This is a genomic window from Symbiopectobacterium purcellii, assembly GCF_052050035.1.
Lineage (GTDB): Bacteria > Pseudomonadota > Gammaproteobacteria > Enterobacterales > Enterobacteriaceae > Symbiopectobacterium > Symbiopectobacterium purcellii_A.
In genome coordinates this window covers 725151-750038 of sequence record NZ_CP189882.1, presented here as the reverse complement: position 1 = coordinate 750038, position 24888 = coordinate 725151, and the positions used below count along the sequence as shown (strand labels likewise).

The 24888-nt window shown below is 49.8% G+C and carries 23 protein-coding genes, 3 tRNA genes, 4 rRNA genes and 9 pseudogenes; 23 read left to right on the top strand and 16 right to left on the bottom strand.

The genetic code is table 11. The annotated features are described in order from the left end of the window. Positions 1–203: 203 nt before the first annotated feature. The 7 genes from ACQGXV_RS06240 (at position 204) to rrf (ACQGXV_RS06210) (ending at position 5634) form a co-directional block, all read left to right on the top strand. Positions 204–1745 (top strand): 16S ribosomal RNA (locus ACQGXV_RS06240). A gap of 75 nt (positions 1746–1820) precedes the next feature. Next, positions 1821–1897, top strand: a tRNA-Ile gene (locus tag ACQGXV_RS06235). Between the two features lie 103 nt (positions 1898–2000). Next, positions 2001–2076, top strand: a tRNA-Ala gene (locus ACQGXV_RS06230). A gap of 172 nt (positions 2077–2248) precedes the next feature. After that, positions 2249–5156 (top strand): 23S ribosomal RNA (locus ACQGXV_RS06225). A gap of 114 nt (positions 5157–5270) precedes the next feature. After that, positions 5271–5386, top strand: a 5S ribosomal RNA gene (gene rrf / locus ACQGXV_RS06220). A gap of 19 nt (positions 5387–5405) precedes the next feature. Next, positions 5406–5481, top strand: a tRNA-Thr gene (locus ACQGXV_RS06215). Between the two features lie 37 nt (positions 5482–5518). Beyond that, a 5S ribosomal RNA gene (rrf, locus tag ACQGXV_RS06210) occupies positions 5519–5634 on the top strand. The 16S, 23S and 5S rRNA genes sit together here with 3 tRNA genes alongside, the layout of an rRNA operon. Before the next feature lie 239 nt (positions 5635–5873). Here the strand turns inward: rrf (ACQGXV_RS06210) and ACQGXV_RS06205 are convergent. Continuing rightward, a complete protein-coding gene (locus ACQGXV_RS06205) occupies positions 5874–6158 on the bottom strand; it encodes an IS30 family transposase (protein WP_440865648.1) in 285 nt (94 codons plus the stop codon). Then, positions 6142–6621 (bottom strand): IS30 family transposase, encoded by a 480-nt coding sequence (locus ACQGXV_RS06200; protein WP_440865646.1) that lies wholly within the window; start codon positions 6619–6621, stop codon positions 6142–6144. The genes ACQGXV_RS06205 and ACQGXV_RS06200 overlap by 17 nt, the downstream gene beginning before the upstream one ends. Between ACQGXV_RS06200 and ACQGXV_RS06195 the strand changes: the two genes are divergently transcribed. Then, positions 6602–6751, top strand: a complete 150-nt coding sequence (locus ACQGXV_RS06195; protein ID WP_440865644.1) for a hypothetical protein — start codon at positions 6602–6604, stop codon at positions 6749–6751. The two genes, ACQGXV_RS06200 and ACQGXV_RS06195, sit on opposite strands and share 20 nt — an antisense overlap. On the opposite strand, the gene ACQGXV_RS06190 is transcribed toward ACQGXV_RS06195, so the two are convergent. After that, the gene (locus ACQGXV_RS06190; protein WP_440865643.1) at positions 6704–7036 is read right to left on the bottom strand and encodes a helix-turn-helix domain-containing protein; all 333 of its coding nucleotides are present in this window, start codon (positions 7034–7036) and stop codon (positions 6704–6706) included. The two genes, ACQGXV_RS06195 and ACQGXV_RS06190, sit on opposite strands and share 48 nt — an antisense overlap. A 45-nt stretch (positions 7037–7081) precedes the next feature. Here ACQGXV_RS06190 and ACQGXV_RS06185 point away from each other — a divergent pair, with 45 nt between their 5' ends. The 6 genes and pseudogenes from ACQGXV_RS06185 to ACQGXV_RS06160 all read left to right on the top strand — a co-directional run. Next, positions 7082–7486: an IS30 family transposase gene (locus tag ACQGXV_RS06185; RefSeq protein ID WP_440867291.1), complete on the top strand. Its 405-nt coding sequence runs from the start codon at positions 7082–7084 to the stop codon at positions 7484–7486. A gap of 231 nt (positions 7487–7717) precedes the next feature. Then, positions 7718–7894 (top strand): hypothetical protein, encoded by a 177-nt coding sequence (locus tag ACQGXV_RS06180; RefSeq protein ID WP_440865642.1) that lies wholly within the window; start codon positions 7718–7720, stop codon positions 7892–7894. A 35-nt stretch (positions 7895–7929) separates the two neighbouring features. After that, a pseudogene (locus ACQGXV_RS06175) lies at positions 7930–8111 on the top strand (IS5/IS1182 family transposase); the annotation flags it as partial. 34 nt (positions 8112–8145) lie between these two features. Next, positions 8146–8511 carry an IS630 transposase-related protein gene (locus ACQGXV_RS06170; RefSeq protein WP_440862584.1) on the top strand — a complete coding sequence of 122 codons (366 nt, stop codon included), beginning with the start codon at positions 8146–8148 and terminating at the stop codon, positions 8509–8511. After that, entirely contained in the window at positions 8435–8851 is a 417-nt protein-coding gene (locus ACQGXV_RS06165) for a transposase (protein ID WP_440867290.1), read from the top strand. The genes ACQGXV_RS06170 and ACQGXV_RS06165 overlap by 77 nt, the downstream gene beginning before the upstream one ends. Positions 8852–8985: 134 nt before the next feature. After that, positions 8986–9078 (top strand): annotated as a pseudogene (locus tag ACQGXV_RS06160) (IS5 family transposase); the annotation flags it as partial. Positions 9079–9271: 193 nt separating this feature from the next. Here the strand turns inward: ACQGXV_RS06160 and pssA are convergent. Together pssA and ACQGXV_RS06150 are read right to left on the bottom strand one after the other, a co-directional pair. Further along, positions 9272–10627, bottom strand: coding sequence for a CDP-diacylglycerol--serine O-phosphatidyltransferase (pssA, locus tag ACQGXV_RS06155; RefSeq protein ID WP_440865640.1), 1356 nt, complete (start codon positions 10625–10627; stop codon positions 9272–9274). A 152-nt stretch (positions 10628–10779) separates the two neighbouring features. Continuing rightward, on the bottom strand, positions 10780–13419 hold the full coding sequence (locus ACQGXV_RS06150; protein ID WP_440867289.1) for a bifunctional acetate--CoA ligase family protein/GNAT family N-acetyltransferase: 2640 nt from the start codon (positions 13417–13419) through the stop codon (positions 10780–10782). A 34-nt stretch (positions 13420–13453) separates the two neighbouring features. On the opposite strand from ACQGXV_RS06150, the gene ACQGXV_RS06145 reads away from it, so the two are divergent. After that, on the top strand, positions 13454–13819 hold the full coding sequence (locus ACQGXV_RS06145; RefSeq protein WP_440863104.1) for an IS630 transposase-related protein: 366 nt from the start codon (positions 13454–13456) through the stop codon (positions 13817–13819). Beyond that, positions 13743–14276: an IS630 family transposase gene (locus tag ACQGXV_RS06140; RefSeq protein ID WP_440862665.1), complete on the top strand. Its 534-nt coding sequence runs from the start codon at positions 13743–13745 to the stop codon at positions 14274–14276. Before ACQGXV_RS06145 ends, ACQGXV_RS06140 begins: the two co-directional genes overlap by 77 nt. A gap of 99 nt (positions 14277–14375) precedes the next feature. Here ACQGXV_RS06140 and ACQGXV_RS06135 read toward each other — a convergent pair. Further along, positions 14376–15074, bottom strand: a pseudogene (locus ACQGXV_RS06135) (tRNA-uridine aminocarboxypropyltransferase). An 85-nt stretch (positions 15075–15159) separates the two neighbouring features. After that, on the bottom strand, positions 15160–15579 hold the full coding sequence (trxC, locus tag ACQGXV_RS06130) for a thioredoxin TrxC (RefSeq protein ID WP_440865639.1): 420 nt from the start codon (positions 15577–15579) through the stop codon (positions 15160–15162). Between the two features lie 301 nt (positions 15580–15880). Here trxC and ACQGXV_RS06125 point away from each other — a divergent pair, with 301 nt between their 5' ends. Continuing rightward, positions 15881–17269 carry a tRNA/rRNA methyltransferase gene (locus ACQGXV_RS06125; protein ID WP_440865637.1) on the top strand — a complete coding sequence of 463 codons (1389 nt, stop codon included), beginning with the start codon at positions 15881–15883 and terminating at the stop codon, positions 17267–17269. Positions 17270–17633: 364 nt separating this feature from the next. Here ACQGXV_RS06125 and ACQGXV_RS06120 read toward each other — a convergent pair. Further along, positions 17634–17792: pseudogene (locus tag ACQGXV_RS06120) on the bottom strand (transposase); the annotation flags it as partial. A 31-nt stretch (positions 17793–17823) separates the two neighbouring features. Continuing rightward, positions 17824–18039 (bottom strand): annotated as a pseudogene (locus ACQGXV_RS06115) (transposase); the annotation flags it as partial. A 72-nt stretch (positions 18040–18111) separates the two neighbouring features. Here ACQGXV_RS06115 and ACQGXV_RS06110 point away from each other — a divergent pair. Further along, a pseudogene (locus tag ACQGXV_RS06110) lies at positions 18112–18473 on the top strand (transposase); the annotation flags it as partial. 56 nt (positions 18474–18529) lie between these two features. On the opposite strand, the gene ACQGXV_RS06105 reads toward ACQGXV_RS06110, so the two are convergent. From ACQGXV_RS06105 to ACQGXV_RS06090, 4 genes are read right to left on the bottom strand one after another with little or no spacing between them, the layout of a single operon-like run. Next, a complete protein-coding gene (locus ACQGXV_RS06105) occupies positions 18530–19453 on the bottom strand; it encodes an IS5 family transposase (protein WP_440865636.1) in 924 nt (307 codons plus the stop codon). Beyond that, on the bottom strand, positions 19381–19686 hold the full coding sequence (locus tag ACQGXV_RS06100) for a hypothetical protein (protein WP_440865635.1): 306 nt from the start codon (positions 19684–19686) through the stop codon (positions 19381–19383). Before ACQGXV_RS06100 ends, ACQGXV_RS06105 begins: the two co-directional genes overlap by 73 nt. Then, complete coding sequence (locus tag ACQGXV_RS06095) at positions 19626–20144, bottom strand: IS630 family transposase (RefSeq protein WP_440867287.1); 519 nt, start codon at positions 20142–20144, stop codon at positions 19626–19628. Before ACQGXV_RS06095 ends, ACQGXV_RS06100 begins: the two co-directional genes overlap by 61 nt. Further along, entirely contained in the window at positions 20068–20433 is a 366-nt protein-coding gene (locus ACQGXV_RS06090; protein WP_440862584.1) for an IS630 transposase-related protein, read from the bottom strand. The genes ACQGXV_RS06095 and ACQGXV_RS06090 overlap by 77 nt, the downstream gene beginning before the upstream one ends. Positions 20434–20475: 42 nt before the next feature. Between ACQGXV_RS06090 and ACQGXV_RS06085 the strand changes: the two genes are divergently transcribed. Further along, on the top strand, positions 20476–21138 hold the full coding sequence (locus ACQGXV_RS06085) for an IS30 family transposase (protein WP_440865634.1): 663 nt from the start codon (positions 20476–20478) through the stop codon (positions 21136–21138). Between the two features lie 287 nt (positions 21139–21425). Here ACQGXV_RS06085 and ACQGXV_RS06080 read toward each other — a convergent pair. Together ACQGXV_RS06080 and ACQGXV_RS06075 are read right to left on the bottom strand one after the other, a co-directional pair. Further along, positions 21426–21656, bottom strand: a pseudogene (locus ACQGXV_RS06080) (IS5/IS1182 family transposase); the annotation flags it as partial. A 189-nt stretch (positions 21657–21845) separates the two neighbouring features. Then, a pseudogene (locus ACQGXV_RS06075) lies at positions 21846–22547 on the bottom strand (IS5 family transposase); the annotation flags it as partial. Positions 22548–22624: 77 nt separating this feature from the next. On the opposite strand from ACQGXV_RS06075, the gene ACQGXV_RS06070 reads away from it, so the two are divergent. From ACQGXV_RS06070 to ACQGXV_RS06055, 4 genes are all read left to right on the top strand, one after another. Beyond that, positions 22625–22933, top strand: a complete 309-nt coding sequence (locus ACQGXV_RS06070; RefSeq protein WP_440865633.1) for a hypothetical protein — start codon at positions 22625–22627, stop codon at positions 22931–22933. 265 nt (positions 22934–23198) lie between these two features. Then, a complete protein-coding gene (locus ACQGXV_RS06065; protein ID WP_440867285.1) occupies positions 23199–24116 on the top strand; it encodes an IS5 family transposase in 918 nt (305 codons plus the stop codon). A gap of 65 nt (positions 24117–24181) precedes the next feature. Then, entirely contained in the window at positions 24182–24370 is a 189-nt protein-coding gene (locus tag ACQGXV_RS06060) for a hypothetical protein (RefSeq protein WP_440865631.1), read from the top strand. Beyond that, complete coding sequence (locus tag ACQGXV_RS06055; RefSeq protein ID WP_440867283.1) at positions 24360–24629, top strand: transposase family protein; 270 nt, start codon at positions 24360–24362, stop codon at positions 24627–24629. Before ACQGXV_RS06060 ends, ACQGXV_RS06055 begins: the two co-directional genes overlap by 11 nt. A 27-nt stretch (positions 24630–24656) precedes the next feature. On the opposite strand, the pseudogene ACQGXV_RS06050 reads toward ACQGXV_RS06055, so the two are convergent. After that, a pseudogene (locus ACQGXV_RS06050) lies at positions 24657–24881 on the bottom strand (DDE-type integrase/transposase/recombinase); the annotation flags it as partial. Positions 24882–24888: the final 7 nt, after the last annotated feature.

Genomic DNA, 24888 nt, shown 5'->3' with positions numbered 1-24888 from the left:
TCGCGACAGCAGGCTGTAAGCCGCGTCGCAACGCTCTTTAACAATTAATCAGACAATCTGTGTGGGCACTCACAGGACTTTATCGTAAAACCTACGGGCTTAAAAAATAAAAGTCTTGAAGAGTGAACAACAGTTAATTCATTACGAACTAACAGTAATAATTCTTTGAGCATCGCTTCTCTTGCAGAAGCAAATCAAACTTTAAATTGAAGAGTTTGATCATGGCTCAGATTGAACGCTGGCGGCAGGCCTAACACATGCAAGTCGAGCGGTAGCACAGGAGAGCTTGCTCTTTGGGTGACGAGCGGCGGACGGGTGAGTAATGTCTGGGAAACTGCCTGATGGAGGGGGATAACTACTGGAAACGGTAGCTAATACCGCATAACGTCGCAAGACCAAAGTGGGGGACCTTCGGGCCTCACGCCATCAGATGTACCCAGATGGGATTAGCTAGTAGGTGGGGTAATGGCTCACCTAGGCGACGATCCCTAGCTGGTCTGAGAGGATGACCAGCCACACTGGAACTGAGACACGGTCCAGACTCCTACGGGAGGCAGCAGTGGGGAATATTGCACAATGGGCGCAAGCCTGATGCAGCCATGCCGCGTGTGTGAAGAAGGCCTTCGGGTTGTAAAGCACTTTCAGCGAGGAGGAAGGCAGTAAGGTTAATAACCTTGCTGATTGACGTTACTCGCAGAAGAAGCACCGGCTAACTCCGTGCCAGCAGCCGCGGTAATACGGAGGGTGCAAGCGTTAATCGGAATGACTGGGCGTAAAGCGCACGCAGGCGGTTTGTTAAGTTGGATGTGAAATCCCCGGGCTTAACCTGGGAACTGCATTCAAAACTGGCAAGCTAGAGTCTCGTAGAGGGGGGTAGAATTCCAGGTGTAGCGGTGAAATGCGTAGAGATCTGGAGGAATACCGGTGGCGAAGGCGGCCCCCTGGACGAAGACTGACGCTCAGGTGCGAAAGCGTGGGGAGCAAACAGGATTAGATACCCTGGTAGTCCACGCTGTAAACGATGTCGATTTGGAGGTTGTGCCCTTGAGGCGTGGCTTCCGGAGCTAACGCGTTAAATCGACCGCCTGGGGAGTACGGCCGCAAGGTTAAAACTCAAATGAATTGACGGGGGCCCGCACAAGCGGTGGAGCATGTGGTTTAATTCGATGCAACGCGAAGAACCTTACCTACTCTTGACATCCAGAGAACTTGGCAGAGATGCCTTGGTGCCTTCGGGAACTCTGAGACAGGTGCTGCATGGCTGTCGTCAGCTCGTGTTGTGAAATGTTGGGTTAAGTCCCGCAACGAGCGCAACCCTTATCCTTTGTTGCCAGCGGTTCGGCCGGGAACTCAAAGGAGACTGCCAGTGATAAACTGGAGGAAGGTGGGGATGACGTCAAGTCATCATGGCCCTTACGAGTAGGGCTACACACGTGCTACAATGGCGTATACAAAGAGAAGCGACCTCGCGAGAGCAAGCGAACCTCATAAAGTACGTCGTAGTCCGGATTGGAGTCTGCAACTCGACTCCATGAAGTCGGAATCGCTAGTAATCGTAGATCAGAATGCTACGGTGAATACGTTCCCGGGCCTTGTACACACCGCCCGTCACACCATGGGAGTGGGTTGCAAAAGAAGTAGGTAGCTTAACCTTCGGGAGGGCGCTTACCACTTTGTGATTCATGACTGGGGTGAAGTCGTAACAAGGTAACCGTAGGGGAACCTGCGGTTGGATCACCTCCTTACCTAATGATACTGATTCTGTGAAGTGTTCACACAGATTGTCTGATGAAAGAAATCGAGCGGTTAGAAGACCTTATAGGCTTGTAGCTCAGGTGGTTAGAGCGCACCCCTGATAAGGGTGAGGTCGGTGGTTCAAGTCCACTCAGGCCTACCAAAATCGTTCTTGTGCTGCGTTGTGAAACAACTCGCATACTGGTGTATGCGTCGTCATTCCACGCCTTGCTCAAAAACGACTTGGCAAAGGTCTAACATTCGATGGGGCTATAGCTCAGCTGGGAGAGCGCCTGCTTTGCACGCAGGAGGTCTGCGGTTCGATCCCGCATAGCTCCACCATTTACCGTCTCGATACCCAATACTTCAGAGTGTACTGTTTGACAGTATGCTGACAAGTATCTTGCTCTTTAACAATCTGGAACAAGCTGAAAATTAAAACGAGCAATATTGGCTCACTACCAATATTGTGATTCTCTCAAGCTTTCACACCCGAAACATTTTCGGGTTGTGAGGTTAAGTGAATAAGCGTACACGGTGGATGCCTAGGCAGTCAGAGGCGATGAAGGGCGTGCTAATCTGCGAAAAGCGTCGGTAAGCTGATATGAAGCGTTACAACCGACGATACCCGAATGGGGAAACCCAGTGCAATTCGTTGCACTATCATGTCATGAATACATAGTGGCATGAGGCGAACCGGGGGAACTGAAACATCTCAGTACCCCGAGGAAAAGAAATCAACCGAGATTCCCCCAGTAGCGGCGAGCGAACGGGGAAAAGCCCAGAGTCTGAATCAGCTTGTGTGTCAGTGGAAGCGTCTGGAAAGTCGCACAGTAAAGGGTGATAGTCCCGTACACGAAGATGCACAGGTTGTGAGCTCGATAAGTAGGGCGGGACACGTGACATCCTGTCTGAATATGGGGGGCCCATCCTCCAAGGCTAAATACTCCTGACTGACCGATAGTGAACCAGTACCGTGAGGGAAAGGCGAAAAGAACCCCGGCGAGGGGAGTGAAATAGAACCTGAAACCGTGTACGTACAAGCAGTGGGAGCACTCTTTATGGGTGTGACTGCGTACCTTTTGTATAATGGGTCAGCGACTTATATTCTGTAGCAAGGTTAACCGTATAGGGGAGCCGTAGGGAAACCGAGTCTTAACTGGGCGTTAAGTTGCAGGGTATAGACCCGAAACCCGGTGATCTAGCCATGGGCAGGTTGAAGGTTGGGTAACACTAACTGGAGGACCGAACCGACTAATGTTGAAAAATTAGCGGATGACTTGTGGCTGGGGGTGAAAGGCCAATCAAACCGGGAGATAGCTGGTTCTCCCCGAAAGCTATTTAGGTAGCGCCTCGTGAATTCATCTTCGGGGGTAGAGCACTGTTTCGGCTAGGGGGTCATCCCGACTTACCAACCCGATGCAAACTACAAATACCGAAGAATGTTATCACGGGAGACACACGGCGGGTGCTAACGTTCGTCGTGAAGAGGGAAACAACCCAGACCGCCAGCTAAGGTCCCAAAGTCATGGTTAAGTGGGAAACGATGTGGGAAGGCATAGACAGCCAGGATGTTGGCTTAGAAGCAGCCATCATTTAAAGAAAGCGTAATAGCTCACTGGTCGAGTCGGCCTGCGCGGAAGATGTAACGGGGCTAAACCATGCACCGAAGCTGCGGCAGCGACGCTTAGGCGTTGTTGGGTAGGGGAGCGTTCTGTAAGCCGTTGAAGGTGAACTGTGAGGTTTGCTGGAGGTATCAGAAGTGCGAATGCTGACATAAGTAACGATAAAGCGGGTGAAAAGCCCGCTCGCCGGAAGACCAAGGGTTCCTGTCCAACGTTAATCGGGGCAGGGTGAGTCGACCCCTAAGGCGAGGCCGAAAGGCGTAGTCGATGGGAAACAGGTTAATATTCCTGTACTTGGTGTTACTGCGAAGGGGGGACGGAGAAGGCTATGTCATCCGGGCGACGGTTGTCCCGGTTTAAGCGTGTAGGTGGGTGACTTTGGTAAATCCGGGTCGCTATTAACACTGAGGCGTGATGACGAGGTACTACGGTACTGAAGTGACAGATGCCCAGCTTCCAGGAAAAGCCTCTAAGCATCAGGTAACATTGAATCGTACCCCAAACCGACACAGGTGGTCAGGTAGAGAATACCAAGGCGCTTGAGAGAACTCGGGTGAAGGAACTAGGCAAAATGGTGCCGTAACTTCGGGAGAAGGCACGCTGTGCGAGGTGAAGAGACTTGCTCTCCGAGCTTTGCGCAGTCGCAGATACCAGCTGGCTGCAACTGTTTAATAAAAACACAGCACTGTGCAAACACGAAAGTGGACGTATACGGTGTGACGCCTGCCCGGTGCTGGAAGGTTAATTGATGGGGTTATCCGTAAGGAGAAGCTCTTGATCGAAGCCCCAGTAAACGGCGGCCGTAACTATAACGGTCCTAAGGTAGCGAAATTCCTTGTCGGGTAAGTTCCGACCTGCACGAATGGCGTAATGATGGCCAGGCTGTCTCCACCCGAGACTCAGTGAAATTGAACTCGCTGTGAAGATGCAGTGTACCCGCGGCAAGACGGAAAGACCCCGTGAACCTTTACTATAGCTTGACACTGAACCTTGAGCCTTGATGTGTAGGATAGGTGGGAGGCTTTGAAGTGTGGACGCCAGTCTGCATGGAGCCAACCTTGAAATACCACCCTTTAATGTTTGATGTTCTAACCTGGGCCCATAATCTGGGCTGGGGACAGTGTCTGGTGGGTAGTTTGACTGGGGCGGTCTCCTCCCAAAGAGTAACGGAGGAGCACGAAGGTTAGCTAATCCTGGTCGGACATCAGGAGGTTAGTGCAAAGGCATAAGCTAGCTTGACTGCGAGAGTGACGGCTCGAGCAGGTACGAAAGTAGGTCTTAGTGATCCGGTGGTTCTGAATGGAAGGGCCATCGCTCAACGGATAAAAGGTACTCCGGGGATAACAGGCTGATACCGCCCAAGAGTTCATATCGACGGCGGTGTTTGGCACCTCGATGTCGGCTCATCACATCCTGGGGCTGAAGTAGGTCCCAAGGGTATGGCTGTTCGCCATTTAAAGTGGTACGCGAGCTGGGTTTAGAACGTCGTGAGACAGTTCGGTCCCTATCTGCCGTGGGCGTTGGAGAATTGAGGGGGGTTGCTCCTAGTACGAGAGGACCGGAGTGAACGCACCACTGGTGTTCGGGTTGTCATGCCAATGGCATTGCCCGGTAGCTACGTGCGGAAGAGATAAGTGCTGAAAGCATCTAAGCACGAAACTTGCCCCGAGATGAGTTCTCCCTTGTCCCTAGAGGACGCTGAAAGGCCGTTGAAGACGACGACGTAGATAGGCTGGGTGTGTAAGTGCAGCGATGCATTGAGCTAACCAGTACTAATGACCTGTGAGGCTTAACCTTACAACGCCGAAGATGTTTTGGTGTTGGTGTAGAGAATCAGAACTCGTGAAGTTCAGCTTGTTGACAGATTGGTCTTGCTGGCTCGAAAGGGCGGGTGAGATGAAACAGAATATGCCTGGCGGCGATAGCGCGGTGGTCCCACCTGACCCCATGCCGAACTCAGAAGTGAAACGCCGTAGCGCCGATGGTAGTGTGGGGCTTCCCCATGTGAGAGTAGGGAACTGCCAGGCTTTTAATTTTTACCGGTGCGCTGATATGGCTCAGTTGGTAGAGCGCACCCTTGGTAAGGGTGAGGTCCCCAGTTCGACTCTGGGTATCAGCACCACGTATTTGGGTTAAAGTTCGGCTTAAAAAAAGATTTACCTGGCGGCGATAGCGCGGTGGTCCCACCTGCCCCCATGCCGAACTCAGAAGTGAAACGCCGTAGCGCCGATGGTAGTGTGGGGCTTCCCCATGTGAGAGTAGGGAACTGCAAGGTTTTTATATCAGTTATCAGACGACGTCTGATGATGAGAAGTAGTGAAGGGTCTGTCCGAAAGGACAACCATTTTTGCTATGCGTGGAATATAGACTGTTATTCCAAGCCCTTCATTTCGTCATCCCCAGCGAAAGCCAGAGACCTCAGACAGGGAGACGGCATTTTGTCTGCGAGAGTTCTTCGCATGCGCACCGCCCCATGCCCCATTCCCACTCGAAACGCAACAAAACGGTAGAGGCTTATGCCACCAGTAAGTGCGTTAAAAATACCTCATTGGGGGAACGATAGCCCAGCGATTTTCTGCCCCTTGTATTGAGTATGTGTTCGAGTTCGGCAATCTTACGATGACTGACCTGACTGAAGTCTGTTCCCTTTGGGTAAAAACGTCGTATCAGCCCGTTGGTGTGCTCATTCAAGCCCCTCTCCCAGGAATGATAAGGATGGGCAAAGTAGACCTGCGCCCCTGTGATTTGAGTAATTTGCTCGTGCAGAGCGAATTCAGGGCCGTTATAGCCAAGCGACATTATTTTGATAACAGCCAGCTATGCTTCTTTGCCGCATATCAGGGCATAGGATGTAATCATTTTTAAGTCGGTTGGCTATATCAGCTGTTAGGGTCTTAAACTTGCAAAAGGTATTAGCTTCAATGTCCCTGAAAGCAGCAACCACAGTCTCCGCACGCTTATTAGGCAGTTTGCGAATGATGACGGTTTTCAATGCGTTATCTACGATGGTTAACAAGAATGACTTCTGGTCTTTGCCAAAAATAGTGTCAATTTCGAAGTGGCCAGGCTCCTGTTTAAGCTCGGCTTGAGCTGGGCGATACTCAATACCAACACGGTTGGGAATAGGGCCTGATTTGAGGTTTTCGGCATTGTACCTGTAACGTTTTCCCCGATGAGGAAGTTGCTGATATAGCTCCCCGCCAGCCTGTCTCTCCTGCCGGATATAGCGATATAGCGTATTCTTGCTGACAGATATAGCCAACCGACTTAAAAATGATTACATCCTATGCCCTGATATGCGGCAAAGAATCATAGCTGGCTGTTATCAAAATAATGTCGTTTGGCTATATACCGAATTCCAGGTGCAAACGGCCACTGATGATTTCAGGTGAAGAGTGAGTGGAAAGCGCCTGCCTGATGAAGTTCTGAATGTGTGGCTCCAACGGGTAAAAAGCATTGTTTGGCAGAGGCTTATGACGGCGTTCCCGGGCCAGAGTGTCCGCCCTTCTACAGCAGTAGACACCATTGAAAGTAGGGTCGGTATTGCGTCTGAGTTCCCTGCTGATGGTCGAGCGAGGCAGAGCAAGCTCTCTGGCGATGGTAGCTTGGTTGACACCTTCACCACGCCGCTTTTCGATGTAGAACCGTTCTTTCTGAGTCAGATGTTTTCCCTGCATGCAACAGGCTCTCCAGTATGGCCAGAACGGTGATTTTATCCGACTCTGGCAAGTGGGTCACTTTGTTGCGTTTCGAGTGGGAATGGGGCCCCTCATCGGGGTAAACGGTATAACTATCAGACCGATGAGAACAAACGCGGTCCTATTCCCAACCGTGTTGGCATTGAGCAGCGGCCGGCCGTTGCGGACCTCAAGCAGGAACCCGGGCATTTCGAGATTGACACCATCTTTGGCAAAGATCAGAAATCATTCCTGCTGACGGTGGTCGATAAAGCCGTCAAGCTGGTCATCATTCGCAAACTGCCCAACAAGCGAGCAGAGACAGTGGTAGCGGCCTTCAGGGACATCGTTGCCAATACCTTCTGCGAGTTTAAAACCCTGACTGCTGACAACGGTTCTGAATTTTCCCAGCACGGGGAAATGGCTTTGTTGAATAATTTAACCGTTTGATTTACATCTTCTTTAGTTAGAATGCATTTACAGAGAATGTATTTTGTTAGAACGACAAATCAAATAGTTAGCACAATAAAAAGCATTCCGAGAGGAAAAATTAGTCGTTGAAATTTTATAATGCTTATATAAATCAGTATCTTAAATTATTCAACAAAGCCCGGGGAAATTACAAAAGTCACGGGGGTACCGGTCTACTTTGCCCGGCCATATCATTCCTGGGAACGCGGGTTGAATGAGCATACCAACGGGCTGATACGGCGTTTTTACCCGAAGGGAACGGACTTCAATTATGTCACCCATCGCAAGGTTGCAGCACTCGAACACCTGCTCAATACGCGAGGCCGAAAATCGCTGGGTTATCGTTCTCCAAATGAGGTATTTTTAACGCACTTACAGGCGGCATAATGCCCTACCGTTTTGTTGCGTTTCGACTGGGAATGGGGCATGCACTCCGTAACAAGTTGAAAAGAAAAGGGATAAAAACGGTTATTCCCCGAAAATCAAATGAAAAGCTGGCTTCAGATGGACGCTCACACTTTATCGTGATGCTTATCGCCGTCGCAACGTTGTAGAAAGATGTTTTGGCCGTTTAAAGGAATATAGACGGATTGCCACACGTTATAGCTAAACGACTTAATTTTGATTACATTATTTAAATGAGCTATTCAATTGATTTTAGACGTAAAGTGATATCTACACGGAAAAACGAAGGGTTGAGTATCCGAGAAACAGCGAAGCAATTTCGGATTGGCCCTGCCTCTGTATCGCGTTGGATTAATCAAATAGAGTCAAAAGCATCGACCACGCGTCAGCGAAAGATCGATAAATCCGAGTTGATAAAAGATGTTGAACAATATCCAGATGCTTACCAAAAAGAACGTGCAGAGCGTTTTGGCGTTTGTCAGAAGGCCATTTGGCAAGCGCTTAAAAAGCTGGGATTGACCTATAAAAAAAACTCTACGTCATCCGAAAGCCGACGAAAACGCCCGGCAGGGATTTCAACAAAAAAAACAACAGTATGAAAAAGAAGGTAAACCTATTGTTTTTATTGATGAAAGTGGTTTTTCACACGATGCCCCACGGACTCACGGCTATTCCCCAAAAGGTCAACGGTGTTTTGGCCTGAAGAACTGGGGAGCTAGGGGAAGAACAAATGTTATCGGCGCTTTATTAGGCACAACGCTGTTTGCTATCGGATTATTTGATATCAATATTAACAGCGATGTTTTCTATGCCTGGGTCACACAAGTCCTTATCCCAGTACTCCCTAAAAACAGTGTAATCATGATGGACAATGCCACTTTTCACAAAAAACATAATATTCAACAAGTCATCATCGATGCAGGGTATATGGTGGAGTAATTGCCTACATATTCGCCAGATCTTAACCCAATTGAGCATAAATGGGCACAAGCAAAAAGCAAAAAGCAAAAAAAGAGAGATGGGTTGCGATACAGAGAGTTTGTTCTCAGTCCATATGGTGTAATCAAAATTAAGTCGCTTGGCTATATGAAAAAACGGCAAGAAACTATCTAGCAATGGTGAAACTGGGCTGCATCCGCTTGTTTTACGCCCGGTTACGTAATTAAGGGACACAGCCTAGATGCAGATCACAAAACGAGCGCTGTAGTGTTGATTATTTCAATATAAATGGAACGTGGTTTCATTAGGAAAACGGAAAAGGCAGTTTTATGACAGTTTTACGCCGAGAAGGGGGATAAACAGGGAGAACGTGTGTGCAGATAATAAAAAACCCCTCGAATGGGGCTTTACGGTGTGGAATTACAGAATCCGGCTAATCAACCTGTCGATCCTGATACGGCGCAAGCGGCGTATTAATTTGCGCACTTTTACCGGGTACTGTGCGATACCTTGCAAGTCGGTATAACTCTGAAGCGGCGTGGTGTATGCGCGAATCTGCTCCAACTCGTGCAATCGCTGTTCCAGCAGTACTTTTTCGGGATCGTGGATCAGGATGGCGTTTTCCAAATCCAAACGCCACGCGCGAGGATTCAGGTTATTGCCAGTCAGCAACTGCCAGGTATCGTCGGACCACAGTCCTTTGAGGTGGAAGCTGTTATCCCCATCCTTCCACAACCGCACGGTTAACTGCTGATTGTCGATATAACGCTGCAAGCGGCTGACGAAACGGCGCAGGTTTATCTCATACAGGTAGGGCAACGCGCCGATGATCTTGAACGGCTGATCTTCAGGAATAAAGAAGTCGTTCGCTGTCTTGTCACCGATGATGATCTCCACCTGCTTGCCCTCTTTGAGCAGGCGCACCACGTTTTTGATCAGCAATGCGGGCAGGTTGAAATAGGGGGTGCACATGACCAGTCGACGTTCGGTACAAAACATCAGGTGATGGATGGTGTTATTCAGCGGGCTTTGTTTGCCCAACCCGACCAACGGTGTGACCGTCAGTTCCCCATTTACGCCCTCGCTGCCGGGCGTCTTATAGCCCAGGGTGCGAAGCGTTTGGCGAAATTGACGAATATCCGCTTTAATTTCCAGATTTTTGGGCCGTGAACGGCTGTCCAGACGTTGTACCGCCGGATCGTTTAGCAGTGTAGTGATGTAGCCCCACATCGTGTCGGCCAGCGCCGCATTACGGATAAGCTGATAGCGATCGTAGCGATACTTATCATGCTGATGCAGATAGACATCGTTCAGGCTGGCACCGCTATACAGTACGCAGTCATCAGCGATGAAGCCCTTCAGGTGCAAGACGCCGAGCGCTTCGCGCGTATTGACGGGAATACCATAGATGGGAAACTTCACGTCAGCGTGTTTTTCAGCCATATCGCAATACCAATCCGCATTGGTACTCGCTGATTTGTCACCAATACGCCCGCGCTGAGCACGGTGCCAATCAACCAACACACGCACGTCGAGATCGGGGTTGCTGCGCTTGGCGTTGTAAAGCGCAGAGAGTATGCCCTGTCCGCCGTCATCCTGCTCCAGATAGAGTGCGACCAGATAGACTCGCGTCTTGGCCTGTTGGATCAGGTTAATAAGCGCAGCGCGGAACTGTTCAGGGGAGTGTAACGTCTGAATGCCGTCCGCTGCTTGAGGAAGTTTGGGCAGTTGTGCAAGGTGTTGTTGGTATTTATTGCGTTTAAATGTAGACAACATTACAGTGCGTTTCTTCTCTTATTAGTCGGCTCAAGGCCGTCATGAATGATGTCAGGGGAATGCCGAATCGGGCGATGATACCACTACTTTTCGGACGTAGTGAGTAAGTTTTACCGTTCATTACCAGATTGACCGCCAAAATAAACGCTCTGTCACACAACATCTTGTACGTTCAACGGCAGCACCAGCGTGACAATCCCGTCCTCCAATTGCACGTCTACCGTGAAACCGAGTTTCTTCGCCAACGCTATCATGCCCTGGTTATGTAGCATGGTGATGCCGTTCAATTGCTTTAATCCGTGGCGGCGGGTGTAATCAATCAACTTGTTGAGCAGGCGCTTGCCAAGCCCCATTCCTTTACAGTCCGAGCGCACCAACACCGCAAATTCAGCGGCAATATTATCGGGATCGGAAATGGCGCGCGTCACGCCAATGATCTCATCACCGACCGCCGTTGAGCGCACCGCCACAAAAGCCATCTCCCGATCGTAGTCGATCTGCGTCATGTACGCCAAATTTCCATGGTTGAATTCGTTGATTTCACTGAAATAACGGTAGTAGAGATCTTCTTTGGTGACGTTAGCGATAAAGCGTTCGAGCAGCGGTTCGTCCTCGGGCAGGATGGGGCGAAACAGGCAATGTTCCTGATTATTGAGCAGTACCTGTTCTTCCAGCTCTTGCGGATAAGGACGGATGGCCAACCGGGATTGGGGATCGCCAGAGAAAGGCGCGAGATGGAGCGTGACATCCAGCAGGGTGAATTCACTGCCCGATGCCAGCAGCGGATGAATATCGAGGCGATGTACTTCCGGGCAGTCAAGGATCAGGTTGGAAACCTGGACCAGCAACCGACTGAGCCCGGCGATATCCAATGGATGCAGGGCGCTGCGCCCGCGTATTTTTCCGCTTTTCAGCGCTTGCATTATCAGGTAGCGCGCCAGCGTCATATTGAGCGGCGGCAAGGCTACCGCCGCCTGTGAATCCTTGTTCCACTCCACGCTGCCATCGCCCAATAAAATCAGCGGACCGAAGATAGGGTCCTGTTCCACCGCGATACGCAGCTCTTGTGCACCAGCGCGATTCGCCATGCCTTGTACTAACAGCCCGTGAATACGCGCCTGCGGATAGGCGCGTTTGACACGATCGATAATCGCATCGGCGGCTTGCTGGACTTCATGGGCGGTGCGCAGATAGAGCATCACCCCTTGCACTTCGGATTTATGCGGGATATCCGGCGAACGTAGCTTGATGGCGACCGGGTAACCAATCTGTTCGGCAATATGTACCGCTTCTGCGCTGTCACTGGCAATCCATGTCGGCAAGGTGTGCAGCCCGTAGGCGTGTAAAATGGGCTGAACTTCATGGGTATCCAACTGTGTTACCCCATCCGTCAACGCCTGATGAATCAGTTGGTGCGCCTGAGCTGCGTTGATACCGAGATCGTGCGGCAGGGCTGGCGTTTCCATCAGTTGCTTCTGGTTACGCCGGTATTCCACGATATGCATAAAGGCAGTGACCGCGCCTTCGGGCGTGCGGTAGGTGGGAATACCCGCCTCATTGAACAGACGGCGTGCCTCCTGAGAGGAATATTCGCCACACCAGTTGGTCAGTAAGGTGATACGTTTGCCGCGTGGATGTGCCTTACAGCAGGCAATCAGTTTCTGTGCGCTTTCGGTGCCGGGCGCGGCGGCACTCGGCGCGTGGATGATCAGCAGGGCATCGTAGTCATCGCTGTCCAGCAGCACTGAAAGCGTGCTGAGATAGCGCGCAGCGGTAGCGTCGTCGCGCAGATCGAGCGGGTTTCCGATGTGGACTTCCTCGGGCAATATGTCGCGCAATGTCTGCCGGGTCTGTTCCGTTAAGGTAGCCAGTTTGCCTTGTCGGCTAAGCAGTTGATCGAGCGCTTGTGCGGCGGGCGATGCGCCGTTACTGACGATCAGTAAGCGCTCACCGCGCAGCGGACGCAGGTGGCTCAGCGTTTCCACTGCGGAGAACAGTTCGTGGGTGTGGCGTACACGCAGCAGACCAGCACGTTGAATGGCTGCATCGTAGGCAGCATCCAGCCCGAGTTGGTGTCCGTGCAGTAACTGCTGAGCAAGCTGCGTTCTGCCGCTCTTGATAACCAGAATGGGCTTGTTTCTGGCAGCGCTACGCGCGGCAGAGAGAAAACGCCGCGCATCTTTAAGCTGTTCCAAATGCAATAGAATGGCGCTGGTTTTACCATCACGCGCCAGAAAATCGAGGACATCATCCACATCGATATCCAGGCTGTCACCCAGTGCGATGAAGTAGGAAAAACCGATGCCGCGCTGCTGCGCCCAATCGAGAATAGTATTGGACACCGCAGCGGACTGAGAAATAAACGCCAGCTTGCCTTTGACGATCTGCACGGGAGAGAAGCTGGCGTTGAAACCTTGCCACGGTGCCAGTATCCCCAGACTGTTTGGACCCAGCAGACGCATAGCATAGCGGTTGGCGCAGGCTTTAAGCGCTTCCGCCTGTGCGGGCGGGGACGAAAGAATAATCGCGGTTTTACACCCGCGCTGACCCAACGCGTCTAGCAGCAGTAAATTGGGACTGGCATGGGTACAGAGAACCGCCAGGTCGGGGGTGATGGGCAAATGTGCCACATCGGGATAAGCCAGTACGCCACAGACGGCACGGTATTTGGGCGTGACGGGCAGGATCGGACAGGTGAAGTGACCGCCAAGCAGGTTTTGCATCATGAGAAAACCGGCGCGCCCCGGTTTCTCCGATGCACCCAGCACGGCGATCGATTTTGGTCTTAATATAGCTAAACGACTTAATTTTGATTACATTATTTAAATGAGCTATTCAATTGATTTTAGACGTAAAGTGATATCTACACGGAAAAACGAAGGGTTGAGTATCCGAGAAACAGCGAAGCAATTTCGGATTGGCCCTGCCTCTGTATCGCGTTGGATTAATCAAATAGAGTCAAAAGCATCGACCACGCGTCAGCGAAAGATCGATAAATCCGAGTTGATAAAAGATGTTGAACAATATCCAGATGCTTACCAAAAAGAACGTGCAGAGCGTTTTGGCGTTTGTCAGAAGGCCATTTGGCAAGCGCTTAAAAAGCTGGGATTGACCTATAAAAAAAACGCTACGTCATCCGAAAGCCGACGAAAACGCCCGGCAGGGATTTCAACAAAAAAAACAACAGTATGAAAAAGAAGGTAAACCTATTGTTTTTATTGATGAAAGTGGTTTTTCACACGATGCCCCACGGACTCACGGCTATTCCCCAAAAGGTCAACGGTGTTTTGGCCTGAAGAACTGGGGAGCTAGGGGAAGAACAAATGTTATCGGCGCTTTATTAGGCACAACGCTGTTTGCTATCGGATTATTTGATATCAATATTAACAGCGATGTTTTCTATGCCTGGGTCACACAAGTCCTTATCCCAGTACTCCCTAAAAACAGTGTAATCATGATGGACAATGCCACTTTTCACAAAAAACATAATATTCAACAAGTCATCATCGATGCAGGGTATATGGTGGAGTATTTGCCTACATATTCGCCAGATCTTAACCCAATTGAGCATAAATGGGCACAAGCAAAAAGCAAAAAAAGAGAGATGGGTTGCGATACAGAGAGTTTGTTCTCAGTCCATATGGTGTAATCAAAATTAAGTCGCTTGGCTATAACGCTTCTAACCCGCGCTGACTCATGGCTCGCTCCCGACAGGACAGAGAGCTGAATCATAGCGGTTTTTATGCCTTTATGCTGTGACAGTCGATGAAATTTCCTGCACAGGGCGATGTGCTTTACCGGCCAGATAACGCTGACGGAAGCTGTCGAAGTGATTGAGCAGGCCCTGACTGGCATCCTTATCACCTGCTTGTTGCAACAGTGCGGCAGCAATTTCCGCCGTGCAATGTTGCTCCGCGCCACTGGCTTCGCGCAGTTGGTAGCGTGAGAGTGATTCAACCGCAAGCGACAAAATGGGCAGTGCATCCAGATAAGGACTTTTGCGAAACATTTTGCGTGCTTCCGGCCAAGTACCGTCTAGCAGCACAAACAGCGGCGGCTTGGCATTATCCGGCAAACGGTGCAATACCTGACGCGACGGCTCGGCTTCATCCGCAAGAAAAACCAGATAGGGCTGATAGTCCGGGGTTTGCAGTGCTGCCAGCAACGCTGGGTCAGGCTCTGTGCGTGATCAGAGAAAGGCTTGGGTGTCGGGCAGGATATCGGCAATCAGGCGGCCGGTGTTGCTGGGATTTAATGGCTCGGTATCGAACATGATCAAACAGAAACGGCTGCGTGCCGAATGCGGGGTGATGGTGTCGCACACGTAGTTGGTCACCGGCAGCAGGCAGTGTTGACAACGTACCACACGGCAACCTCGGGCCCGAAAAGGGCGGGTGGAGCGTTCCAGCCGGTGCTGGCGCAAACGAAGAACAGCGTTATCGCGCATAGGGAGTCGCTAAAAAGTGCTATTCTACTTGACGCACTGGAGGACAGAAAGCCCCAGTGCGGTTTTTATTCGATGGCGCAACCGCTCAAATCGTTTCATCTAACCAGTTTTCAAACGGCGTTTTCGGCAGCGCACCGCTCATGATATCTACCGGTTTACCCTGCTTAAACACCATCAGCGTCGGAATGCTGCGAATGCGAAAACGGGCACTTAATTCCGGCTCAGCTTCGGTATTCACCTTGATAAAGCGAACGTTACCCGCGCGCTCTTGCGCCACCGCCGTAAAGATCGGGGCAAAGGCGACGCAGGGGCCACACCAGGGCGCCCAAAAGTCGACGATCACTGGCAAATCGTCTTGCAACAGTTTGTCGAATGTGGCGCTGGTGGCATTGATCACCTCACCGGAAAACAGCTCATTGCCGCAGCGGCCACAGGTCGGGTTGTCGTGAAGGCGTTCTTCTGGCAAACGGTTCGTGCTGTGGCAGGATTCGCATACCGTGTTCATAGGCGACCTCAAATCATAAAACGGCTAAAATAGATCTGCTGTGGTCAACGCTGTGCCATAACCAAGGGGCAGGGTTAAAAACCACAGCATGTTACATAAGTGTAAACGTATTATGGTGATCGCTTACAGGGGAAACAACGTGGTTTCCTCAATGATTACAATAGCCATCACAGTTGTGATTCAGGTTTCGGTGTCATCGTTTGCCGAGGTGTCACGGAAACTCCGCTTTTATGCCCGAAGTCGGTAGCGTCGCGGGTGTACATCAGGTAATCTTCGCGCCAGCGCGTTGGTGGAGAAAATAATGAGCGATTCAGAGCGTAGTAAGAGCGGAAAGGTCCGCGTGATGTACGTCCGTAATGAGGACGAAAAGAAAAATTCGCGTACCGGAGACGGCGCGCGCGATCGCCGTAATGATAACGAAAAAACCGGGCGGCGCGACAACCGGGACAAAGATGGGCGCAGCAAAGGGCCCTATGAATCCCGTGACAACCGGGACAAAGATGGGCGCAGCAAAGGGCCCTATGAATCCCGTGACAACCGGGATAAAGAGGGGCGCAGCAAAGGGCCCTACGAGTCTCGTGACAACCGGGATAAAGAGGGGCGCAGTAAAGGACCCTATGAGTCTCGCGACAACCGGGATAAAGACGGGCGCAGTAAAGGGCCGTATGCGTCTCGCGATAGCCGTGACAAAGACGGGCGTGGCAAGCCACGTGATAATCGCGATAACCGCGATAAAGATGGCCGCATCAAGCCGCGCGATCCGCGCGACATGAACCCGCGTTATGTGCGTGAAAATCCGCACCGCAACAATGACAACGCTGGGCGAGATGATCGTGCTGATTACGGTCGCGGCAGTGATTCGCCGTGGAAAACCGTGTCGCGCGCACCGGATGCCGCCGAGACACCCGATCACGGCGTAATTGTGGGTAAGAGTCACCTCGATCCCGAGCAGATTCGCCGTCAGCGTCAGGAAGAGACGCGTGTTTATGGTGACAATGCCTGTCAGGCGTTGTTTAACAACCGTCCTGACGCCATTGTGCGTGCCTGGTTCCTGCAAGAGGTGACACCGCGGTTCCGTGAAGCGTTACGCTGGATGGCGGCAAACCGTAAAGCCTACCATGTGGTGGATGATGAAGAACTCACCAAGGCGTCTGGCACCGATCATCACGGCGGCGTGTGCTTCCTGATCAAAAAACGCCAACGCTCTGATGTGAATGACTATCTGGCACAGGCGAAGGAAACAGACTGCGTGCTGGCGCTGGAGGATGTGGGTAACCCGCATAATCTGGGCGGTATCGTGCGTTCCTGCGCGCACTTTGGTGTTGAAGGGGTGCTGATTCACGATCCTTCGTTGCTGGAATCCGGCGCAGCAGTGCGCACGGCAGAAGGTGGCGCAGAGCATGTGAATGCCATTCAAACCGACAGTTTTCCTTCGGCATTGGATGCGTTCCGCGCCGCGGGCTATACCATCGCGACGACTTCCAGCCACAAAGGGCAGCCGCTGGCACAAACCGCATTGCCGAAGAAAGTGGTATTGGTGGTAGGGCATGAGGGTGATGGCCTGACGGACAGTACCTGGCAGCAGGGTGATTTGCCGCTGTCTATCGGTGGTACGGGTAAAGTGGAAAGCCTGAATATCTCCGTTGCGACGGGTATTTTGCTGGCGGAATGGTGGCGGCAGCATCACTGAGAATAGCTACGCTACCTCCCATTCATAAGGCTGCGACGTTAATCTCTCGCAGCCTTATTTATATGAGCCAGGGCGTTAGAGTTCGTGCGTGAAACGCTTTGTGCCTATTTGCCACTCGCCTAGGCTGTGTCCCTTAATTACGTAACCGGGCGTAAAACAAGCGGATGCAGCCCAGTTTCACCATTGCTAGGGCTTTGTTGAATAATTTAAGATACTGATTTATATAAGCATTATAAAATTTCAACGACTAATTTTTCCTCTCGGAATGCTTTTTATTGTGCTAACTATTTGATTTGTCGTTCTAACAAAATACATTCTCTGTAAATGCATTCTAACTAAAGAAGATGTAAATCAAACGGTTAAATTATTCAACAAAGCCCATTGCGAGATAGTTTCTTGCCGTTTTTTCATAACGTGTAGCAATCCGTCTATATTCCTTTAAACGGCCAAAACATCTTTCTACAACGTTGCGACGGCGATAAGCATCACGATAAAGTTGTGAGCGTCCATCTGAAGCGAGTCTGTAAAGAATTTCGTGTAAATGGCTCCATCGCTTAACCGGAAATCCGATCTCCATACATCAACATGAATTGGCTCATAGCCGGTTTCCAGTCTCTGATTGGTAGGGTCCATTTAGCCGAGATATTATGCAAGGCTAGATAGAATAATTTTAGCACCGAGTCATCCGTTGGAAATATTCGTCGCGTTTTCGTTATCTTGCGCAATGAAGCATTTAACGACTCTATCGCGTTGGTGGTGTAGATAACCTTGTAGTGGCATACTGAATTTGGCCACCTAAGTAGAGGTGATATGCTTACCTCATAATTTTTATAGGTGCCAAAATGAGTAAAATAATTACTGCTGAATTTAAATGTGAAACCGCCAAATTAGTCCTTGACCAAAATTATACCTACCAGGAAGCCGCGAAAGCCATGAACGTCAGTCTTTCAGCGATTAGCCGGTGGGTAAGAGCCCTTCGTTTAGAACGTCAAGGGAAAACATCGCCTGGTCTGCCATTAACACCTGAACAAATTGAGTTCAGAGAAATGAAGAAAAAAATCCACCGACTGGAAATGGAGAATGCCATCTTAAAAAAGGCTACTGCGCTCTTAATGTCCGACTCACTGAAAAATTCTCGGTAGTTGAAAAGCTAAGAGCGCTTTATCCAGTGAAAGCGTTGTGTCGTATTTTTAATGTTCACCGAGGCTTTGTTGAATAAATCAGAATTAGCCGACAGGATGACTCCCTCTGCTACACCTGTTATCCTATCCTGACGCTGTGTGGCATACCCAACAACGTCATACGGTTCAGCGCTTTGACCATCGCTATGGCTTCACCTACTTGAGCCTCATAGTCACGCAGGCTCAGATGGCCACCCAGCAAAGTTTTTATGCGGAACATCGCTGTTTCTGCCACTGAACGCCGGTGATAACCCACTTTCTTTTTCCACATATCATTACTCCCGCTCAGACGCTGATTCGCCACCGCATGGTTACGTTCATGGTACTTGTCCGGCCAGTATTTGGCTCCGCTTCGCGGCGGGATAAGGGGCCTGATTTTCTTTCTTAGCAACGCATCGTGGCAGTAACGGGCGTCATAAGCACCGTCTGCTGACACTTCCCTGATTTTTCGGTGGGTTTGGTTAATCAGGCCCGGCAGTGCCTGCGCATCTGTCGTTCCGCTGAGCGATAAGTCGGCACAGATAATCTCATGCGTCGCACTGTCTGCTGCCAGATGAAGCTTGCGCCACACTCTTCGTCTGTCAGCCCCATGCTGCCTGACTTTCCATTCACCTTCGCCAAAGACCTTCAGACCGGTACTGTCGATGACCAGATGCGAGATTTCACCACGCGTTGGCGTTTTTATGCTGATACTGACGGTTTTTGCCCGCCGACTGACCAGAGAGTAGTCCGGGCAGCGCAGTGGCAGGCTCATCAGTGTAAAAACCGAGTCGACAAAGCCCTGTAATGCCCGGAGCGACAGGTTAAACACGCGCTTTATCATCAAAACCGTGGTAACAGCCATATCGGTGTAGTAAAGCGGCCGACCACGACCTTGAGGCGAAGCACTGTCAGTCCATGCAGCGATGGCCGACTCATCAAGCCAGACCGTCAGGGAGCCGCGTTGTCTGAGTGCTTTGTTGTAGGTGGGCCAGTTGGTGATTTTAAACTTTTGCTTTGCCATGGGGAGCTGCTATCGGGAGCGATGATATAGCCAAGCGACTTAATTTTGATTACACCATATGGACTGAGAACAAACTCTCTGTATAGCCAAGCGACATTATTTTGATAACAGCCAGCTATGCTTCTTTGCCGCATATCAGGGCATAGGATGTAATCATTTTTAAGTCGGTTGGCTATATCGCAACCCATCTCTCTTTTTTTGCTTTTTGCTTTTTGCTTTTTGCTTGTGCCCATTTATGCTCAATTGGGTTAAGATCTGGCGAATATGTAGGCAAATACTCCACCATATACCCTGCATCGATGATGACTTGTTGAATATTATGTTTTTTGTGAAAAGTGGCATTGTCCATCATGATTACACTGTTTTTAGGGAGTACTGGGATAAGGACTTGTGTGACCCAGGCATAGAAAACATCGCTGTTAATATTGATATCAAATAATCCGATAGCAAACAGCGTTGTGCCTAATAAAGCGCCGATAACATTTGTTCTTCCCCTAGCTCCCCAGTTCTTCAGGCCAAAACACCGTTGACCTTTTGGGGAATAGCCGTGAGTCCGTGGTGCATCGTGTGAAAAACCACTTTCATCAATAAAAACAATAGGTTTACCTTCTTTTTCATACTGTTGTTTTTTTTGTTGAAATCCCTGCCGGGCGTTTTCGTCGGCTTTCGGATGACGTAGAGTTTTTTTTATAGGTCAATCCCAGCTTTTTAAGCGCTTGCCAAATGGCCTTCTGACAAACGCCAAAACGCTCTGCACGTTCTTTTTGGTAAGCATCTGGATATTGTTCAACATCTTTTATCAACTCGGATTTATCGATCTTTCGCTGACGCGTGGTCGATGCTTTTGACTCTATTTGATTAATCCAACGCGATACAGAGGCAGGGCCAATCCGAAATTGCTTCGCTGTTTCTCGGATACTCAACCCTTCGTTTTTCCGTGTAGATATCACTTTACGTCTAAAATCAATTGAATAGCTCATTTAAATAATGTAATCAAAATTAAGTCGTTTAGCTATAGTGCTTTGATCCGGCGATCCCCTGAAAGTTCGATTTATTCAACAAAGCCAATTTCCATCTCAGAACAGCGTAAAATTTACTTCAATCACCGAAACACCCTTATTTCACTATTAAGCAACACGCTTAATGCCGAAAACCTCAAATCAGGCCCTATTCCCAACCGTGTTGGTATTGAGTATCGCCCAGCTCAAGCCGAGCTTAAACAGGAGCCTGGCCACTTCGAAATTGACACTATTTTTGGCAAAGACCAGAAGTCATTCTTGTTAACCATCGTAGATAACGCATTGAAAACCGTCATCATTCGCAAACTGCCTAATAAGCGTGCGGAGACTGTGGTTGCTGCTTTCAGGGACATTGAAGCTAATACCTTTTGCAAGTTTAAGACCCTAACAGCTGATAACGGCCCTGAATTCGCTCTGCACGAGCAAATTACTCAAATCACAGGGGCGCAGGTCTACTTTGCCCATCCTTATCATTCCTGGGAGAGGGGCTTGAATGAGCACACCAACGGGCTGATACGACGTTTTTACCCAAAGGGAACAGACTTCAGTCAGGTCAGTCATCGTAAGATTGCCGAACTCGAACACATACTCAATACAAGGGGCAGAAAATCGCTGGGCTATCGTTCCCCCAATGAGGTATTTTTAACGCACTTACTGGTGGCATAAGCCTCTACCGTTTTGTTGCGTTTCGAGTGGGAATGGGGCCGATGGCTTCACGAAAAAGCAGATAAGCACGCTCTCTTTTTCTAAGCTGAATGTTGATAACCGTTTGTTTTCTATGATGATTTTGAATCAAGAGATCAACGAACCTGCTCCTGCCATTAACCTCGTCTCTTAGGTAAATAAAGCAAGGACGCTCGAAACCAATAATATTACGAAATTATTGCGCCTCTGTGGGGCTTTGTTGAATAAATCAGAATTAGCCGACAGGATGACTCCCTCTGCTACACCTGTTATCCTATCCTGACGCTGTGTGGCATACCCAACAACGTCATACGGTTCAGCGCTTTGACCATCGCCATGGCTTCACCTACTTGAGCCTCATAGTCACGCAGGCTCAGATGGCCACCCAGCAAAGTTTTTATGCGGAACATCGCTGTTTCTGCCACTGAACGCCGGTGATAACCCACTTTCTTTTTCCACATATCATTACTCCCGCTCAGACGCTGATTCGCCACCGCATGGGCTTTGTTGAATAATTTAACCGTTTGATTTACATCTTCTTTAGTTAGAATGCATTTACAGAGAATGTATTTTGTTAGAACGACAAATCAAATAGTTAGCACAATAAAAAGCATTCCGAGAGGAAAAATTAGTCGTTGAAATTTTATAATGCTTATATAAATCAGTATCTTAAATTATTCAACAAAGCCCACCGCATGGTTACGTTCATGGTACTTGTCCGGCCAGTATTTGGCTCCGCTTCGCGGCGGGATAAGGGGCCTGATTTTCTTTCTTAGCAACGCATCGTGGCAGTAACGGGCGTCATAAGCACCGTCTGCTGACACTTCCCTGATTTTTCGGTGGGTTTGGTTAATCAGGCCCGGCAGTGCCTGCGCATCTGTCGTTCCGCTGAGCGATAAGTCGGCACAGATAATCTCATGCGTCGCACTGTCTGCTGCCAGATGAAGCTTGCGCCACACTCTTCGTCTGTCAGCCCCATGCTGCCTGACTTTCCATTCACCTTCGCCAAAGACCTTCAGACCGGTACTGTCGATGACCAGATGCGAGATTTCACCACGCGTTGGCGTTTTTATGCTGATACTGACGGTTTTTGCCCGCCGACTGACCAGAGAGTAGTCCGGGCAGCGCAGTGGCAGGCTCATCAGTGTAAAAACCGAGTCGACAAAGCCCTGTAATGCCCGGAGCGACAGGTTAAACACGCGCTTTATCATCAAAACCGTGGTAACAGCCATATCGGTGTAGTAAAGCGGCCGACCACGACCTTCAGGCGAAGCACTGTCAGTCCATGCAGCGATGGCGGACTCATCAAGCCAGACCGTCAGGGAGCCGCGTTGTCTGAGTGCTTTGTTGTAGGTGGGCCAGTTGGTGATTTTAAACTTTTGCTTTGCCATGGGGAGCTGCTATCGGGAGCGATGATAGTGCTTTGATCCGGCGATCCCCTGAAAGTTCGATTTATTCAACAAAGCCCATGGGAAGCTATTCGCCAGAACGTAAAGCGGCTGTGATCGCCAGAATGTTGCCGCCGCATAGTCAGTCTATTTACCAGATATCCCGCCTGGAAGGCATTCCCGCCAATACGCTTTATGGCTGGCGGTCTCAGGCTGGAATTCCGACTCAGTCGGCAGCCAGTGAGAGTAAACTCCACCTGGAGTGGTCTCAGGATGCGCGCTTCGCCGTTATCGTTGAAACCGCGCCGCTTTCTGCTCATGCTCTGGCTGAATACTGTCGCCGTAAAGGCCTCTATCCTGAACAGATTCAGCAGGGCTTTGTTGAATAAATCGAACTTTCAGGGGATCGCCGGATCAAAGCACTATCATCGCTCCCGATAGCAGCTCCCCATGGCAAAGCAAAAGTTTAAAATCACCAACTGGCCCACCTACAAGGCTTTGTTGAATAATTTAAGATACTGATTTATATAAGCATTATAAAATTTCAACGACTAATTTTTCCTCTCGGAATGCTTTTTATTGTGCTAACTATTTGATTTGTCGTTCTAACAAAATACATTCTCTGTAAATGCATTCTAACTAAAGAAGATGTAAATCAAACGGTTAAATTATTCAACAAAGCCCACCTACAACAAAGCACTCAGACAACGCGGCTCCCTGACGGTCTGGCTTGATGAGTCCGCCATCGCTGCATGGACTGACAGTGCTTCGCCTGAAGGTCGTGGTCGGCCGCTTTACTACACCGATATGGCTGTTACCACGGTTTTGATGATAAAGCGCGTGTTTAACCTGTCGCTCCGGGCATTACAGGGCTTTGCCGACTCGGTTTTTACACTGATGAGCCTGCCACTGCGCTGCCCTGACTACTCTCTGGTCAGTCGGCGGGCAAAAACCGTCAGTATCAGCATAAAAACGCCAACGCGTGGTGAAATCTCGCATCTGGTCATCGACAGTACCGGTCTGAAGGTCTTTGGCGAAGGTGAATGGAAAGTCAGGCAGCATGGGGCTGACAGACGAAGAGTGTGGCGCAAGCTTCATCTGGCAGCAGACAGTGCGACGCATGAGATTATCTGTGCCGACTTATCGCTCAGCGGAACGACAGATGCGCAGGCACTGCCGGGCCTGATTAACCAAACCCACCGAAAAATCAGGCAAGTGTCAGCAGACGGTGCTTATGACGCCCGTTACTGCCACGATGCGTTGCTAAGAAAGAAAATCAGGCCCCTTATCCCGCCGCGAAGCGGAGCCAAATACTGGCCGGACAAGTACCATGAACGTAACCATGCGGTGGCGAATCAGCGTCTGAGCGGGAGTAATGATATGTGGAAAAAGAAAGTGGGTTATCACCGGCGTTCAGTGGCAGAAACAGCGATGTTCCGCATAAAAACTTTGCTGGGTGGCCATCTGAGCCTGCGTGACTATGAGGCTCAAGTAGGTGAAGCCATAGCGATGGTCAAAGCGCTGAACCGTATGACGTTGTTGGGTATGCCACACAGCGTCAGGATAGGATAACAGGTGTAGCAGAGGGAGTCATCCTGTCGGCTAATTCTGATTTATTCAACAAAGCCTTTATCCCCATGAGCAAAAATGGGCGCCGTCACGATAAACGCTTACTCGATAAAGTCGATATAATTCGCCATATTCCTCCTGAGGTAACCATCTGGGCAGATACCGGTTTTCAAGGTATAGCCAAGCGACATTATTTTGATAACAGCCAGCTATGCTTCTTTGCCGCATATCAGGGCATAGGATGTAATCATTTTTAAGTCGGTTGGCTATATAGATAAACAGCATCCTAATACACAAATCCCAAAAAAAGGAACTCGAAAAAGACCTTTATCGCCTGAACAAAAACAAGAAAATAAAATAATCTCGGGCATCCGTATTACAGTTGAACACGCCATCGCGGGTATCAAGCGCCTCGGTTGCATGACCCAAATTTTACGGAATCGTAGACCCTTTATTGATGATACCTTCTTACTCCTTAGCGCCGGTCTTTGGAATTTCCATCTCAGAACAGCGTAAAATTTACTTCAATCACCGAAACACCCTTATTTCACTATTAAGCAACACGCTTATTGCCCAACCCACGGGTTTTCGTGCAAATAAATCTAATACCACCGCCAGATACGCCCATCGGTCGCCTGTCCAAATATAGGTTACATCGCCGCACCAAACCTGGTCAGGCTTGGTAACAGCAAACTGCCTATTGAGCAGATTTGGAATATCAATACGTTCATTTCCACCGCGGTTGTATTGATGTTTTCTTGTTTGGCAAGGCTTT